The sequence below is a fragment of the Azospirillum sp. VT-I1 genome, from assembly GCF_055698305.1.
Window position 1 is genome coordinate 91,105 of the sequence record NZ_CP168804.1, and the last position, 14,746, is coordinate 105,850.

The following is a 14,746-nucleotide window of genomic DNA, read 5'->3' on the forward strand; positions in this document are numbered from 1 at the left end:
CCGCTATTTCTTCGGCAGCGGCAGGGAGGCCTGTTCGGTCTTGGACTGATCGGCCAGACGCTTGGCGCGCTTGTTGCGCATCTCCGCCGCCTCGCCCGCCTTCAGCGGCACGAAGCCGTCCGGACACATGGCGTTGCCGACGATCTGCTTGAGCAGGTCGATGTTGGTGGTCTGCACCCGGCGGCCGCGGCGGACCTGATCCAGGAACTTCTGCGACGGCGTCAGCACATAGTCGATGGCGTCGATGCGCTTCCCGACCTTGGTGTATTCCTTGTCGGCGACGTCGAGGATCCCCTCGTCCACCAGCGCGTCGACGGCGGAGGTCACCACGCGCAGCGTGTCGCGGCGGCGCGACCATTCGTTCATGCCGCTGTTCTTGATGATCTCGTCGGCGCTGATCGATACCGGCTTCGCATCGTCGTCGGCCGTGTCGTATTCGATGGACAGGCGGTTGTAGAGCCAGCGCGACACCGGCGACTTCAGCTTCATCAGCCAGGCGTAGGAGACCGGCTTGAACTCCAGGTCGCGGATGGCGGCGGAGACCAGCGGGTTGAACTCCAGATAGGTCTCCTCGACCCCGCCGTCCTCATCGACCAGATCGGGGCGCGAGCGGATGGCCAGCACCGGGAAGGCGGTGGATTCCAGCAGGTTCTGCCCGCGGCTCTTCTTCCCCGGCTCGGCACTGCCGCCGGTGGAGATGATGATGCGCGAGCGCGCCAGGATGGTCAGGGATTCGCGGATGTCCTGGATCGACAGTGTGTGGTTGACCGCCCGCAGCTCCCGCTGGATCTCGTACAGGCTGAAGCGCATCTGCACCTTGTCGCGGTTCTCGCCGGTCAGCGACAGGCGCGAGCGGTCCATGGCGAGGCGGCGCACCACCTGCTCCACCACCTGTTCGCGCTCCGACGGGAAGATCTCCACTTCGACCAGATCCGGGCCGCTGCCGGGGGCGCGGTCGTCCTTCTTGGCCGTGCTCAGCCGGTCGATACGGGCGGGCTGGACGGTCAGGCGGTAATTGCGGCCGCGGAACGCGAACTCGCGCCGCACCGACTTGATGAAGTTGTCCTTGGTGACCAGCTCGCCCTTGTCCTTGGCCGCCTTTTCCTTGTCGTTGTCGCGGGAGACGAACACGAACCGCGGCGCCAGATCGTAGAGCGCGATCAGGTGCGATTGCGAACGGTCTTCCAGCTCGAACAGGATGAGCTGCGCGGCGCTGGTCGGGGCCATCTTGGTCATGAACATCTCCGAAGGTCGGGAGTAACCATGGCGCGCGGAGCCCACCGGCGCAACAGACCCGACGGAAATTACCGCCTCCGGGGTGGAGCAACAGCCCGCGTACATGGTGCGACGGCCCGCGGTGATGGAGCAACGGCCCGCGACCATAGAGCCATAGCCCGCGATTGCCGCCGGACGCCCGGCTTTCCCCGTCCCCGAACCGCGACTCCTTGAAGAATCGGGGAGAATCGGCCGCGACTGCGCGCCGGGGAAACGCGGGCTACCGCTCCATGGCCCGGGAACACTGCCCAGGAGGCGGTTCCGAACCGTCCGGACCCGCGCCCGGCTGCCCCGGACGGCAGGAAACGCGGGCTGTTGCTCCAGGATCGGCCCGCCAAGGGGGCTGCGGACGGGCTGGATCCGGTCCGGCAATCGCGGGCAAGGGCTCCATATCCGCGGCCTGAAGCGCCAGGATTCCGATTCGGCGGGGCATCGCGGGCTGTCGCTCCATGGTCGCGGGCAGGGGCTTCAAGGTCGCGGGCTATCGCTGACGGTCCGCGGGCTGATGCTCTATGGAGTGCGAGCCCGCGATTCGACTCTGCCGCGGAGCGCTTCGAATCCTCCCATCCAATCACGTCATCCATTCGCCAGCGCCGACGGATGCGGCCGATGGCACGGAGGAGTATCGCCACAGATGACCGAGCTTAGCGCGAACCCCAACCGCTGGGGCCGGATTCCGGCCTGGTGGCTGGATCACCCCGACCTGGACGCCGACGGCCTCGCCGTTCTGGCCGCCCTCAGCACCTATGCCGACGAGGCCGGCGTCTGCTGGCCGTCGCAGGCGACGCTGGCGGGAAAACTGAAGCGCAGCCGGCCGACGGTCAACCGGATCCTGGGCCGGCTGGAGGCGTTGGGGCTGGTGACCATCGAGCACCGCCGGTCGGCCAGCGGCGGCCGTCTCAGCTGCCGCTACCGGCTGGCCCTGACCGTCGCGGGCACTGTTGCCGGCACCGCCGGGGACGCCGCAGGGATGGACATCCCCGCTGACTCGCCGGCGGACTCCCCCTGTCCGTCAGCGAGTCATGAACAGCCTGAACCTGAACAGATTCCGGACACGCTCCACGGGCGGGCGGGCAGGCACCATGCCGACGGACGCCATCCAGGCGAACGACAGGAGGCAGGCCGGCAACCGGCCGCGGCACAGCAGGTTGCGGAAGACTGGACCCCGTCCGACGCCGACCGCAACTGGGCGGCAAGCCGCTTTCCCGGCGTCGATCCCGACCGCCATGCCGAGCGGTTCGTCCAGCAATGCCGCGCCCATGGCTACCGCTACCGCGACGTGACGGCCGCGTGGCGCTCCTGGCTGCTGCAGGACATGGCCCGTATGGAGCGACAGCCCGCGGAACCGTCCCGCGATCCGTCCGGCCGCAAGAACCGTACGGCGCCGCGTCCCGCCGCCGATGCCGAACAGCGCCTGTCGGCCTGGGCCAGCGTCGCCGCCCGGCTGAACGGTCAACCCGGCAACTCCGCCAACCCGTGGGGAGCAGTGGCATGAGCAACCTTCACCCGTTCCCTGCATCGCCGGCTGCCTCGCCCGGCCTGCCGCTGCCCTTCGACCCGGCCATGGCGCCGGCTTTGCGCAGCCGGATGCTGCGCGAGGCGTTGCCGGAACCGCTGCGGCATCTCCTCGACCGCGGGCAGGTCGGCCGTCACAGCCGCTTCACCGAGACCGGGTTCGCCGACGTGGTGGAGGACTGGACCCCGCCGGCCGGCGTCACGCCGCGCCACGCAGCCCTTGCTCGCCGCGCTTTGGCGGAGATCGACGAGGGCATCCTGGCGCCCGCGCCGGCCAACCATCTGCTGGGCCGCGTTCTGGCTCTGCTCAGCCATTTCCCGGCGAAGGCGACGACGCCGGAGGTGGAGCAATTGCTCGCGATGGACTGGGCGGACGATCTGGGAGAGTTCCCGGCCTGGGCGATCGATCAGGCGGCCAGGACATGGCGGCGCACCCGCAAATGGCGGCCGAGCATCGCCGAAATCCGGTCCCTGTGCGAGGAAGCCTGTGCTGCCGAACGCGGCTTGGCCGAACGGCTGCGCGCCATCGCCGTGGCCGGCGAGCGCGCGGCGGAAACCGGCGCCGCCACAGGCGCCGCTGCCGGGGGCACGGCGGTGCGGCCCGTGCTGGCGTCGGCCCTGCGCCGCATGCGATGATAACCAAACTTCAGTCTTATGTTCCGCCCGTCTGTGGCAGTTGCGACACCCTGTACCGGCGGTGCGGACCTAAGACATGTCTTAGATTTGCGCCACGGCCGCGCTTTGGTAAAAGGGGCCCACAGCCGATGGCGAGAAGGGGCATGAGATGACCAACGACACGGGGCACGGACCGGTGAAGCGCTTGCTGGTCAATGGCCCGAAGGGCGGGATCGGCAAGACGACGCTCAGCCGCAACATCGCGGTGGCGGCGGCGCTCGACGGCTGCACGGTTGCGACCCTCGACCTCGATCCGCAGCGCAGCCTGACCAAATGGTTCGCCAAGCGGCCTGACGGCATGGCCTCCATCACCCATTTCGAAGCCGGCATGACACCGGGCGACATCCGCGCGGCCTTGGACGGCATCGACGGCTACGACCTGCTGGTGATCGACACCCCGCCGTCGATCGAGGACCATCCGGAGGAGTTCAAGCTGCTGGCCCTGTCCTCCGACCTGATCGTGGTACCGACCGGCCAGAGCGACGACGACCTCGATTCCGTCCGGCCCTGGATGCGCTTCGTCCGCCGCTATGGCAAGAACGCGGCCTTCGTGATGAACCGCGTCAAGCCGCGCACCCGCGGCTTCACCGAGGCGCAGCGCAAGCTGCTGGGCGACGGCCGGATCTGTCCGGTCGAGGTGCCGGACTATGAGGACATCCAGTTCACCGCCAGCCGCGGCATCGGCCTTTTGGAGTTGAAGGGCGGCAAGGGGGCCGAGCATGTCGCCGGCGTCTGGGCCTTCGTCCGCCACGAACTGGAGCTGGCGCAATGAGCGGGTTCAAGCAGGTTTCCAAGGCCCAGGCCCGTCGTCACATCGCAGTGGACGAACGGATCGAGCGCATGGCGGAGGCGACCGTCGATCTGGTCCGCCGCGAGGAGTTCGTGCAGGAGATCTCCACCCTGTGGCGCAGTGCCCAGGAGAAGTTCCTGCTGATCGGCCGCTATCTCGTCCAGGCCCGCATGCGTCTGCCCCATGGCGAGTTCCAGGCGATGGTCGAGAACGAGCTGCCCTTCGGCTATCAGGTCGCCTACCAGCTGCGCATGGTGGCGGAGGCGGTGGACAGCGGACGCCTTCCCGGTTCCAAGCTGCCGCCCAGCTACGCCACCGTCTACCAGCTCGCCACGCTGACCAGCGAACAGCTTCGGCTGGCCGACCAGCGCAACCTGATCCGCCCCGACGTCACCCGGCCGGAGATCGTCCGCTTCAAGCGTGACTTGCGGAGCAAGGCCATCGACCACGTCAGCCGCCGCGAGGCGCTGGAGGCCGAACGCCAGCGGCTGCGGGAACGGCTGATTGCGGTGGAGGCCGAACTGGCGACGCTGGACGACCAGGAGGATTGACGCGCCGCCGGTCCGGCCGAAGGGACCCGTCGCCGGCTCCCTCTGCCCTGCCGGTCCGGAACGCTGTATCCTTCACGCAGCTCACTGACCTGCGGGAGAGGCCATGCCGACCGGCAAACCGACCATCGATCTGAACTGCGACATGGGCGAGGGCTACGGCGCCTGGACCATGGGTGACGACCGCGCCATGCTGGACATCGTCACCTCCGCCAACATCGCCTGCGGCTTCCATGCCGGCGACCCCACCATCATGGCCGACACCGCCCGGCTGGCCGGGGAGAAGGGCGTGCGCATCGGCGCCCATCCGGGTTTCGAGGACCGCTCCGGCTTCGGCCGCCGCGCCATCCGCGGCATCACCGCCACGGAGGTGGAGCGGCTGGTCGCCTATCAGGTGGGGGCGCTCCAGGCTTGTGCCGCCCTGTCGGGCCAGCGGGTGACCCATGTGAAGCCGCACGGCGCGCTCTACAACATGGCGGCGGTGGAGCCGGATCTGGCCGGCGCCATCGCCCGTGCGGTGAAGGCGGTGGACCCTGCCCTGCTGTTCGTCGTTCCGCCGTTGAGCGCCATGGACCGTGCCGGCCAGGACGCCGGGCTGCGCGTCGCGCGCGAGGCCTTCGCCGACCGCACCTATGAGGATGACGGCACCCTGACGCCGCGGACCGTCGCCGGATCGGTGATCCACGACCCGGAGCTGGCCGCCGCACGAGTGGTGCGCATGGTGCTGGACGGTGCGGTCGAAAGCCGTCACGGCACGCGTCTGCCCATCGTCGCCGACACCATCTGCGTCCACGGCGACACCCCCACCGCCGTCGCCATGGCCGCCGCCGTCCGCCGGGCGCTGGAAGGGGCAGGGGTCGTGGTGAAGGCCGTGGTCTGAAGCCGGAGCGGGGCTGATCGGCAAGGGATCAGCCTACCTCCCGTTCCATTCTTTTGAAAATTCTGCCCTGGACTTCACGGCCTCGCGCAATCCGCGAATCCGTGCGCATTTTTGCGCCGCAACATACAAAGTCCAGGTCACAGTTTTGTCAGAATTTCAGACGAACATCTCTCAAACTGAAAAGGATACATAGGGCCGCATCGACGAAGTGGACAGTCGACCCCCGGCCAACCAGCAGAGGTCTTGCCCATGCAACGAAGAATTTCCATGCCTATTCTGGCGGCAATGGCGATTTTATCGACCGGTGAGGCGTCTGCTGAGATTCTCTATCGAAAGGGTAGTGTTGCAGATCGGCGTCATTTCTTGCAGGTCGATGTTTCCTGGGGCGCGCTGGAGATCGGGCAGGCCGATGGTGCCCGCAACCGTCTGGTGGGGACCACGGCGATGCCGCCCACCGCGGGGGCCGGCAGCCGCACGGCGAAGCTGACCTACTACACCCCGCCGCTGCGCGGGTTCGAGCTTGGCGCCAGCTATACCCCGCTGCCGCGCGGCAACGCCGACATGCCCGACCCGCGCGAGGCTCTGCATCTGGTGGAGGCGGCGGTGCGCAAGACCATGCGGATCGGCGGGATCAACGCCCGGCTGACCGCCGGCACCAGCCGGGCGCGGGTGCGCAGCGACAGCCGCCGCCTGCCGCGCCAGTCCTGGATCGTCGGCAGCCAGTTCACATGGCAGAGCGTGACCCTGGACGGCGACCTCCGCCAGCAGGAGGAGGCGGACGGCGCATCCTTCCGCAGCCTGAATGCCGGGCTGGCCTATGGCCGGGGCGACATGACGCTGTCCTTCCGGGTCCGCCGGTCGGCGCCGGAAGGGGCGGCGGCCAACGACCAGTATCTCGCCGACCTGACCTACCGCATCACGCCCCGCTGGCAGGTGATGGCCGACACTAACTTCGACACCGGGCCGGAAACGATGGGCGCGGTGGTGAAGGTGGGCGCCCGGCTGCAGTTCTGACCCGCTCAGCTCGTCAGCAGGGCCGCCAGCCGCTCGGCCGCGGCATCGACGGCCTCCGCCGTGGTGCCGCGGCCCAGGCCGAAGCGCAGGCTGGCATGGGCATCGGCGGCGGACAGGCCCAGCGCCAGCAGGACATGCGACGGCTCGCCCGCGCCGCTGTGACAGGCGGAGCCGGTGGCGACCGCCAGATCCGGCAGGTCCAGCAGCCGGTCGGCGGCGTCGATGCCGGGAACGGTGACGTTCAGGCAGCCGGCCAACCCCTCTCCGTCCCCGCTGGCTCCGTTCCGGCGGATGCCCGGCAGCAATTCGCGCAGTCGTTCCCACAGCCGGTCGCGCAGCGCCACGATCCGGCGCGCATCCTCCTCCCGCCGTTCCTGCGCCAGCCGGCAGGCGGCGCCCAGCCCGACACAGAGCGGCGTCGGCAGGGTGCCCGCCCGCAGGCCGCGCTGCTGCCCGCCGCCGGCGGAGGCCGGAACCGGCCGCAAAGGCGGGCGGACGATCAGCGCGCCGATCCCCATCGGCCCATACAGCTTGTGCCCCGACAGGCTCAGCCCGTGCAGGCCCAGCGCCGCCATGTCGATCGCCCGCGTGCCCAGCGCCTGCACCGCGTCGCTGTGCATCAGCGCGCCATGGCGGGCGGCGACCGCCGCCAGTTCCGCCAGCGGCTGGAGCGTTCCGACCTCGTTGTTCGCGGCCATCACCGATACCAGGGCAGCGCCGGGCAATCCCGTCAACGCGCGCTCCAGCCCGGCCGGATCGACCCGCCCGGTCCCGTCCACCGGCAGCACGGCGACCGGATGGCCGCGCCGCCGCAGCTCCGGCAGGCAGCCCAGCACGCTGGCATGCTCCACTCCTGAGACGACGCAGCCGCCCCCCGGCGGCACCCCGCCCAGCAGGGCCAGCGCATTCGCCTCCGTGGCGCCGGAGGTGAAGACCACCTCGCCGGGCTGCGCGCCGACCAGCGCCGCGACCTCTCCCTTCGCCTGCTCGATGGCGTCGGCGGCGCGCCAGCCGGCGGCATGGGCGGCATGCGGGTTCCCGGCAGCCTCCGGCCGCATCCAGGGCAGCATCGCCTCCAGCACCAGCGGGTCGAGCGGCGTCGAGGCCAGATGGTCGAGATAGATCATGGCGCAGTATCGCGCCATCCGCCCTGGAAGGGGAGGGGAATAGCGCCTGGCGATAATCTCCCTCTCCCGCCTCGGGAGAGGGAGGGGACCCGCGCCGAAGGCGTGGGGAGGGTGAGGGGATCCCAAGAATTCCGAACCGCATGGTTCCTTGGGTCACCCCTCACCCTTCCCATGCTCCGCATGGGCCCCTTCCCTCTCCCGGGACGGGAGAGGGAGAACTGTAGGAAGGAGGCTTCCGTTACTGCGCCGGCTGGTCCGGCCGTTCCGCCGACTGGGCGGCGCCGCTGCCGCTGACCCGCCAGATGGCGTTGCCGACGTCGTCGGCGACCAGCAGCGCACCCTTCTTGTCCAGGATGACGCCGACCGGGCGCCCCTGGGCCTTGCCGTCCTTGTCGAGGAAGCCGGTCAGCACGTCCACCGGCTCGCCCGCCGGCTTACCGTCGCGGAAGGGCACGAAGATCACCTTGTAGCCGCTGGGCGGCTCGCGGTTCCACGATCCGTGCTGGCCGATGAACACGCCCTGCTGCAGGGATTGCGGCAGCTCGCCCGGCCGCGAGAACGCCAGCCCGAGAGAGGCGGTGTGCGGCCCCAGCGCATAGTCCGGCGGGATCGCCTTGGCGACCAGATCCGGGCGCTGCGGCTCCACCCGCTGGTCGACATGCTGGCCGAAATAGCTGTAGGGCCAGCCGTAGAAGCCGCCGTCCTTCACCGAGGTCATGTAATCGGGGACAAGGTCGCTGCCGATCTCGTCGCGTTCGTTGACGGCGGTCCACAGGGCGCCGCTGGTGGGCTCCCAATCCAGCCCGTTGGGGTTGCGCAGGCCCGACGCGAAGATGCGGTGCGACCGCGTCTTCAAATCGATCTCCCAGATGGCGGCGCGCCCTTCCTCCGCCTCCATCCCGTTCTCGGCCACATTGCTGTTGGAGCCCGTGGTCGCATACAGCTTGGTGCCGTCGCGGCTGGCGATGATGTTCTTGGTCCAGTGATGGTTCAGCGGCCCGCCCGGCAGGTCGACGATCTTCTCCGGTTTTGCGGTGATCCGGGTGTCGCCCTCCTTGTAGGGGACCTTCACCACCGCGTCGGTGTTGGCGATGTAGAGGTCGCCGCCGACCAGCGCCATGCCGAAGGGGGAGTTCAGCCCCTCCATGAAGGGTTCGCGGACATCGGCCTTGCCGTCGCCGTCGCTGTCGCGCAGCAGGGTGATGCGGTTGGCGCTGGGGGTCTTGGCGCCGGCCTTGTCCATCACCAGCCCCATGACCCAGCCCTTGATGCCCTTGTTGTCCTCCGGCTTCGGCGGGGCGTTGGTCTCCGCCACCAGCACGTCGCCGTTGGGCAGCGCCAGCATCCAGCGCGGATGGTCCAGCCCGGTGGCGAAGGCGGTGAGGCTCAACCCCTGCGCCGGCGCCGGCTGGGCTCCCTGCGGCCAGCCGATGGCGTCGGCGATGTTCACCGTCGGGATCAGCGTCGATTTCGGTTCCGGCAGGGTCGGATTGGGGCCGGTGCCGGCCGACACCGGCAGGCTCGCCTGTTCGCCGCAGCCGGCGAGCGACAGGACCGCGACCGTCGCGCAAAGCATGATGGCAAGCCGAGAAGTGCTGTGCATGCGCCGGATTCCCGCATCTGTGGGCGTGGAGGGAGTACCCACGCTCAACGTCGGGGCGGCGTCGTTGGTTCCGGTCCTGCCTCGCTTCAGTGCGGGGCGGCCAGTGCCCGCAGCTCCGCCGCCAGGGCGGCGGCCAAGCGGTTTCCGTCGCACAGCGGCCCGCCGGCCATGCGGGGGCGCAGGCTGCGGCGCAGCTCCGCCAGCCGCTGCGGGTCGGAGGCCAGGGCGACGGCGCGTTCCACATAGTCGGCCGGGTCGGCGGCGACGCAGCCCTCCACCCCCGCCACCGTCAGGAAGGCCAGCGAATGGCGGCTGGAGAAGGTCTCCCCCGGTAGGGTGACCACCGGCACGCCCATCCACAGCGTCTCCAGCGTCGTGGTGCTGCCGGCGAAGGGGAAGGGGTCCAGCGCCACGTCGACCGAGGCGCAGCGGCGCATATGGTCCAGGCTGCTGCTGGCGCCGGCCATCGTCACCCGGTCCGGGTCGATGCCGGCGGCGGCCAGCCGGCCGCGCCACAGCGCGGCGGTGGCGGGGCAGGACAGCGCCTTGGTCTTCATCAGCAGGCGCGCGTCCGGCATCCGGCGGAGGATCGCCGCCCAGGCCGCCAGCACTCCGTCGTTCAGCTTGGTCAGGATGTTGAAGCTGCCGAAGGTGACCGGCCCGCCCGACAGGCTGGGCGGCGGCGTCAGCGGCAGGATCTCCTCGCCGCCCGGCGGGTCGTAGGCGATGAAGGCGTCGGGCATGCGCAGCACCCGCTCGGCATAGAATCCCTCCATGCCGTCCGGCACATGGTGGCGGTCGGCGACCAGCGCGTCCATCGCCGCCAGCCCGGTCGTCGCCATGTAGCCCGACCAGGCGACCTGCACCGGCGCCGGCTTGCGCGCGAACACGCCGGGCCGGCCGCGGGCGTTGTGCCCGGCGAGGTCGATCAGCACGTCCGGCCGGTCGTGGCGGATCCGGGCCGCCACCTCGGCGTCGGTCAGGCCGGCCACCGGCGTCCAGCGCGCCGCCGCCTTGCGGAAGCGCTCCGTCACGTCGTCGGCCTCCGTCTGGTTGGCGTAGAGCAGCAGGCGGACGTCCTGCGCCGGCAGCGCCTCCACCGTGCGCAGGGCGAACAGGCCGGCGGGGTGGCGGCGGAAGTCGCCGGACAGGATGGCGACGGTCAGCGGCCCCTTTGCCGCACCGCGGCCGGGCTTGACCCAGCGCCCGCGGTGCGGGGCGCCATGGACGGCGTCCCAGTCCCGATGCGCCTCCAGCACCGCCGCCGCCGTCACCCCCGGCTTGAACAGCTGGAGATAGGCGAGGTTGGAGCGCACCTCCGCCAGACCGGGGTCGAGCGCCAGCGCCCGCCGGTTCCCGGCCTCCGCCGCGTCGAGCAGGCCCTGGCCCTGCCGCACCAGCGCCAGATTGGCATGGGCCTCCGCCATCGCCGGGTTCCGGACGAGCGCCGCGGCATAGGCGTCGGCGGCGGCTCCCAGCCGGTCGGCGCTCTGCCGCACCTCCCCCAGCCGCAGCAGGGTGTCGGGCAGATCCGGCCGGGCGGCCACGGCATGGCGCGCGGCCCGTTCGGCCCCGTCCCGGTCGCCCAGCGCCAGCCGTGCCGCCGCGAGGTTGGCCAGCGCCGCCGCATGGTCGGGGCGCAGCGCCAGCGCGCGGGCCAGCGCCGCCGCCCCCTCCTGCGGCCGGCCCTGCGACAGCAGCAGCCCGCCGCGGTTGGCGTGCGCCTCGACGAAGCCGGAATCGTCGGCGATGGCGGCGCGGTAGGCGGCGTCGGCATCCTCCCGGCGGCCCAGCGCCGCCAGCACGTTGCCCAGGTTGAAGCGGGCGCGGGCATAGCCGGGGCGCCGCGCCGCCGCCTGCCGGAAGGCGGTCGCCGCCTCTTCCAGCCGGCCGAGCGCTTCCAGCGCATTGCCCATGTTGTACAGCGCCTGGGCGAAGTCCGGCCGCAGGCGGATCGCCTGCCGGTGGGCGGCCACCGCCTCCTCCAGCCGGCCGAGCGCCTTCAGCGCGCTGCCCAGATTGTCGTGATAGTCGGCGACCCGGTGGCTGTGCTGGATGGCGCCGCGGATCAGCGACACCGCCCGGTCCGGCTGGCCCGACTGCAGGTGGACCACGCCCAGCAGATGGGCGGCGTCGGCATGGCCGGGGATGGCGTCCAGCACGGCATGGTACAGGGCCGCCGCCTCGTTCAGCCGGCCGGCCTGATGATGCGCCACCGCGGCAGCCATCGCGTCCTGGATCGTCGCCATGCCGACCGTCATACCGGTTGCCGGAGAGCTGCGCCAGCGGTTTCCCTGCCCTGCGGGTCAGGCAGACGGCATTCCAGCCCGGCTCCTCCTCCCTCTCCCCGGGGGGAGAGGGGATTCTTCCGGCGGCCGCCGATCGAGCCCCAGGTTTTCAACACTTGACCCGGCGGGCCCGGGCGGTCAGCTTGCCGGCCGTATACAGCTCCGGCCGAACTCCATGAACCGACTGCAACGGTACCTGTTCCGCAACCTGCTGATCGCCACGCTCTATTCCACGGCGGGCCTGACGCTGACCATCTGGCTCAGCCAGTCGCTGCGCCTGATCGAGATCGTGGTCAGCGCCGGCGCGCCGATGGGCATGTTCCTGTGGCTGCTGCTGCTGACGGTGCCGACCTTCCTCGGCATCGTGCTGCCGCTGGCCCTGGTGGGCGCCATCCTGTTCACCTACAACAAGATGGCGACCGACAGCGAGCTGGTGGTGATGCGCGCGGCCGGCGTCGGCCCGCTGTCGCTGTCGCAGCCGGCGCTCGTGCTGGCGGTCGGGGTGATGGCCGTCGTCCTGATGCTGAACGTCTGGATCACCCCTGCCGCCCACCGCGAGCTGGTGCGGATGGAATACATGGTGCGCAGCGACTATTCGCAGCTGTTCCTGCGCGAGGGCGTGTTCAACGAGGTCGGCGACCATTTCAGCGTCTTCCTGCGCGACCGCGACGCCGACGGCAACCTGCACAAGGTGCTGATCCATGACGGGCGCCAGCCGGACAAGCCAGTGACGATCATGGGCGACCGCGCGGTGATGCAGACCGGGCCGGAGGGCACGCGCTTCGTCGTCTATGACGGCAACCGGCAGGAGCTGGACCGCAAGACCAACCGGCTGTCGCAGCTGTTCTTCGACCGCTATGCCGTGGACCTGAAGGCGGTGGCGCCGCAGGCGGCGGAACGCTGGCCCGACGCCCGCGAACGCACCACGGCGGAGCTGATGTCTGGCGACGTGCCGGCGCAGGACGACCGCATGCGCCGCGGCCTGATCGCAGAGCTGCACCACCGCTTCTCCTCGCCGCTGCTGGCCCTGACCTATGCGCTGGTGGCGCTGGCGGCGCTGCTGTCCGGCGAGTTCAACCGGCGCGGCCAGTCCTCCCGCGTGACCATCGCCGTCCTGCTGGTGATGGGGCTGCAGGCGGGGGCGCTGGGCCTGACCAGCCTCGCCGGCAAGGCGACCGTCTTCGTCCCGCTGATGTACGCCATGCCGGTGGTCATGCTGCTGCCGGCGCTGTGGGTGATGTCGCGGGGGCTGACCCTGCGGCCGGGGCGCCGGCACGCCGCCTCCGATGCGCCCAGGGGTGGCGCCGGGGATGGCGCCGGGGATGCCGCCGGGCGCGCGTCATGAGCCGTATCCTCTTCATCACCTCCAACCGGCTGGGCGACGCCGTGCTGTCCACCGGGCTGCTCGACCATCTGACCCGGGCCTATCCCGACGCGCGGCTGACCGTCGCCTGCGGACCGCTGCCGGCGCCGCTGTTCCGTTCCGTGCCGGGGCTGGAGCGGCTGATCCCGCTGGCCAAGCGTTCCTACGCCCGGCATTGGCTGCGGCTGTGGCTGGACTGCGTCGGCACCCGCTGGGACCTCGTGGTCGATCTGCGCAACTCGGCGGTCGGACGGCTGGTGCCGGCAAGCCGCCGGGTCTTCCACGCCAAGCCCCCCGCCCGATGCACAAGGTGGAGGAGAATGCCGCCCTGCTCGGCCTGTCGCCGCCGCCGGCCCCGCGCCTGTGGATCGACGATGCGGCGCGGCGGCAGGCCGACGCCCTGATCCCCGCCGGAACCGGGCCGTTCCTGGCGATCGGGCCCACCGCCAACTGGCTGGGCAAGGAATGGCCGGCCGACCGCTTCGCCCGGCTGGCGCTCCGGCTGACCGGGCAGGGGGCGCTGGAGGGCGCCCGCGTGGCCGTGCTGGCCGCCGGGCCGGAGCGGGAGCGGGCGCGGCCGGTGCTGGACGCGCTGGGCGGTCGGGCCATCGACCTGACCGGCCGCACCGATCCGATGGCGGCGGCGGCCTGCCTGGAGCGCGCCGCGCTCTATGTCGGCAACGACAGCGGGCTGATGCACATCGCCGCGGCGGCGGGCGTGCCGACGGTGGGGCTGTTCGGTCCCGGCTATCCCGCCATCTACGGTCCATGGGGGCCGCGCGGGCGGGTGGTGGTCAGCGACGTGCCCCAGGCGGATCTGCTGGCCCGCGTCGCCGCCGATCCCAATGCCCGCGGCCTGATGGACGGCATCGCAGAGGAGCGGGTGGCGGCGGTCGCCGCCTCGCTCCTCGCCGAAACGCATAGAACTTGTGACCAGTTTGCGGCAACGCCCTCCACAGCGGCCGAAGTACCCCCGTTGCGTTGACAAAGGCGGCCGGATAACCGACACTTCGGCGACTATGCAATGGGGCATTTGCGCCCCGACGGATGGGTTTTCCCCCGAGGGTTTGGAATGAAGCCGACTCCCACCTACGCCAACAAGCCGACCTCGGACAATCCGCGCGACGTCGAGGCTTGGGCCCTGGCGGAAGCGGCGCGCCGCATCATCGCCGCCAGCCATGCCAAGGACGAAAAGGCCTTCCGAGAGGCTCTTCAGCTGAACCAGCGCCTGTGGACGATCTTCCAGGCCGCCATCACGGAAGAGGATTGCGGCCACCCGCCGGAGGTGCGGACGAACATCGCCGCCCTGTCGCTGCTGGTCGACCGCGAGACCACCAACCGTCTGATCGACCTGGATTTCGGCAAGATCGACACGCTGGTCAACATCAACCGCAACGTCGCCAGCGGCCTGACCGCCCAGGGCCAGTTCATCGCCGCCCAGCAGGCGACCCAGCCGCATCCGGGCACGCCTCAGGCCGCCGCTCCGCAGGCTCCGGCTGCCCCCCAGGCCGCCTCGGCCCCTGGCCAGCCGCCCGCCGGCATGCGCCCCGCCGTGCCGCCGCGCCCGGTGGCCACGCCCGACGCCGCCCCGGTCAACCGCGAGTCCCTGCGCATCTCGATCTGATCGGCATCCGATCGACAAGGAAAAGGCCGGCGCTCCGATGGGGC

Annotated in this window: 14 protein-coding genes; 10 read left to right on the plus strand and 4 right to left on the minus strand. The window is 70.8% G+C overall.

Annotation, left to right across the window (positions count from 1 at the left end):
- Positions 1–3: 3 nt before the first annotated feature.
- Positions 4–1,236 (minus strand): plasmid replication protein, encoded by a 1,233-nt coding sequence (locus AB8P05_RS22880; protein ID WP_472761011.1) that lies wholly within the window; start codon positions 1,234–1,236, stop codon positions 4–6.
- Between the two features lie 673 nt (positions 1,237–1,909).
- Between AB8P05_RS22880 and AB8P05_RS22885 the strand changes: the two genes are divergently transcribed.
- The 6 genes from AB8P05_RS22885 to AB8P05_RS22910 all read left to right on the plus strand — a co-directional run bounded on the left by AB8P05_RS22885 (position 1,910) and on the right by AB8P05_RS22910 (position 6,697).
- Complete coding sequence (locus AB8P05_RS22885) at positions 1,910–2,770, plus strand: helix-turn-helix domain-containing protein (protein ID WP_472761012.1); 861 nt, start codon at positions 1,910–1,912, stop codon at positions 2,768–2,770.
- Positions 2,767–3,426 carry a hypothetical protein gene (locus AB8P05_RS22890; RefSeq protein ID WP_472761013.1) on the plus strand — a complete coding sequence of 220 codons (660 nt, stop codon included), beginning with the start codon at positions 2,767–2,769 and terminating at the stop codon, positions 3,424–3,426. Before AB8P05_RS22885 ends, AB8P05_RS22890 begins: the two co-directional genes overlap by 4 nt.
- Positions 3,427–3,574: 148 nt before the next feature.
- The gene (locus AB8P05_RS22895; RefSeq protein ID WP_149225748.1) at positions 3,575–4,237 is read left to right on the plus strand and encodes a ParA family protein; all 663 of its coding nucleotides are present in this window, start codon (positions 3,575–3,577) and stop codon (positions 4,235–4,237) included.
- Positions 4,234–4,806 (plus strand): hypothetical protein, encoded by a 573-nt coding sequence (locus AB8P05_RS22900; protein ID WP_455175172.1) that lies wholly within the window; start codon positions 4,234–4,236, stop codon positions 4,804–4,806. The genes AB8P05_RS22895 and AB8P05_RS22900 overlap by 4 nt, the downstream gene beginning before the upstream one ends.
- 103 nt (positions 4,807–4,909) lie before the next feature.
- Positions 4,910–5,683, plus strand: a complete 774-nt coding sequence (locus AB8P05_RS22905) for a 5-oxoprolinase subunit PxpA (protein ID WP_472761014.1) — start codon at positions 4,910–4,912, stop codon at positions 5,681–5,683.
- Positions 5,684–6,046: 363 nt separating this feature from the next.
- Complete coding sequence (locus AB8P05_RS22910; protein WP_472761015.1) at positions 6,047–6,697, plus strand: porin; 651 nt, start codon at positions 6,047–6,049, stop codon at positions 6,695–6,697.
- Positions 6,698–6,702: 5 nt separating this feature from the next.
- Here AB8P05_RS22910 and AB8P05_RS22915 read toward each other — a convergent pair whose 3' ends face one another.
- The 3 genes from AB8P05_RS22915 to AB8P05_RS22925 form a co-directional block, all read right to left on the minus strand.
- Complete coding sequence (locus AB8P05_RS22915; protein ID WP_472761016.1) at positions 6,703–7,824, minus strand: cysteine desulfurase family protein; 1,122 nt, start codon at positions 7,822–7,824, stop codon at positions 6,703–6,705.
- 238 nt (positions 7,825–8,062) lie between these two features.
- On the minus strand, positions 8,063–9,427 hold the full coding sequence (locus tag AB8P05_RS22920; protein ID WP_472761017.1) for a PQQ-dependent sugar dehydrogenase: 1,365 nt from the start codon (positions 9,425–9,427) through the stop codon (positions 8,063–8,065).
- A gap of 86 nt (positions 9,428–9,513) precedes the next feature.
- Positions 9,514–11,676, minus strand: a complete 2,163-nt coding sequence (locus AB8P05_RS22925; protein ID WP_472761018.1) for an O-linked N-acetylglucosamine transferase, SPINDLY family protein — start codon at positions 11,674–11,676, stop codon at positions 9,514–9,516.
- Between the two features lie 214 nt (positions 11,677–11,890).
- On the opposite strand from AB8P05_RS22925, the gene lptF reads away from it, so the two are divergent.
- From lptF to AB8P05_RS22945, 4 genes are all read left to right on the plus strand, one after another.
- Positions 11,891–13,060, plus strand: coding sequence for an LPS export ABC transporter permease LptF (gene lptF / locus AB8P05_RS22930; protein WP_472761019.1), 1,170 nt, complete (start codon positions 11,891–11,893; stop codon positions 13,058–13,060).
- Positions 13,057–13,482 (plus strand): glycosyltransferase family 9 protein, encoded by a 426-nt coding sequence (locus AB8P05_RS22935; protein WP_472761020.1) that lies wholly within the window; start codon positions 13,057–13,059, stop codon positions 13,480–13,482. Before lptF ends, AB8P05_RS22935 begins: the two co-directional genes overlap by 4 nt.
- Positions 13,380–14,063: a glycosyltransferase family 9 protein gene (locus tag AB8P05_RS22940; protein WP_472761021.1), complete on the plus strand. Its 684-nt coding sequence runs from the start codon at positions 13,380–13,382 to the stop codon at positions 14,061–14,063. The genes AB8P05_RS22935 and AB8P05_RS22940 overlap by 103 nt, the downstream gene beginning before the upstream one ends.
- Before the next feature lie 87 nt (positions 14,064–14,150).
- Positions 14,151–14,702, plus strand: coding sequence for a flagellar biosynthesis regulator FlaF (locus AB8P05_RS22945; RefSeq protein WP_472761022.1), 552 nt, complete (start codon positions 14,151–14,153; stop codon positions 14,700–14,702).
- Positions 14,703–14,746: the final 44 nt, after the last annotated feature.

Bases quoted from the DNA above. Each gene is read 5' to 3' on its own strand.
- AB8P05_RS22880 (WP_472761011.1), bottom strand. From the start codon at position 1,236: ATGACCAAGATGGCCCCGACCAGCGCCGCGCAGCTCATCCTGTTCGAG.
- AB8P05_RS22885 (WP_472761012.1), top strand. From the start codon at position 1,910: ATGACCGAGCTTAGCGCGAACCCCAACCGCTGGGGCCGGATTCCGGCC.
- AB8P05_RS22890 (WP_472761013.1), top strand. From the start codon at position 2,767: ATGAGCAACCTTCACCCGTTCCCTGCATCGCCGGCTGCCTCGCCCGGC.
- AB8P05_RS22895 (WP_149225748.1), top strand. From the start codon at position 3,575: ATGACCAACGACACGGGGCACGGACCGGTGAAGCGCTTGCTGGTCAAT.
- AB8P05_RS22900 (WP_455175172.1), top strand. From the start codon at position 4,234: ATGAGCGGGTTCAAGCAGGTTTCCAAGGCCCAGGCCCGTCGTCACATC.
- AB8P05_RS22905 (WP_472761014.1), top strand. From the start codon at position 4,910: ATGCCGACCGGCAAACCGACCATCGATCTGAACTGCGACATGGGCGAG.
- AB8P05_RS22915 (WP_472761016.1), bottom strand. From the start codon at position 7,824: ATGATCTATCTCGACCATCTGGCCTCGACGCCGCTCGACCCGCTGGTG.
- AB8P05_RS22920 (WP_472761017.1), bottom strand. From the start codon at position 9,427: ATGCACAGCACTTCTCGGCTTGCCATCATGCTTTGCGCGACGGTCGCG.
- AB8P05_RS22925 (WP_472761018.1), bottom strand. From the start codon at position 11,676: ATGGCGACGATCCAGGACGCGATGGCTGCCGCGGTGGCGCATCATCAG.
- lptF (WP_472761019.1), top strand. From the start codon at position 11,891: ATGAACCGACTGCAACGGTACCTGTTCCGCAACCTGCTGATCGCCACG.
- AB8P05_RS22935 (WP_472761020.1), top strand. From the start codon at position 13,057: ATGAGCCGTATCCTCTTCATCACCTCCAACCGGCTGGGCGACGCCGTG.
- AB8P05_RS22940 (WP_472761021.1), top strand. From the start codon at position 13,380: ATGCACAAGGTGGAGGAGAATGCCGCCCTGCTCGGCCTGTCGCCGCCG.
- AB8P05_RS22945 (WP_472761022.1), top strand. From the start codon at position 14,151: ATGAAGCCGACTCCCACCTACGCCAACAAGCCGACCTCGGACAATCCG.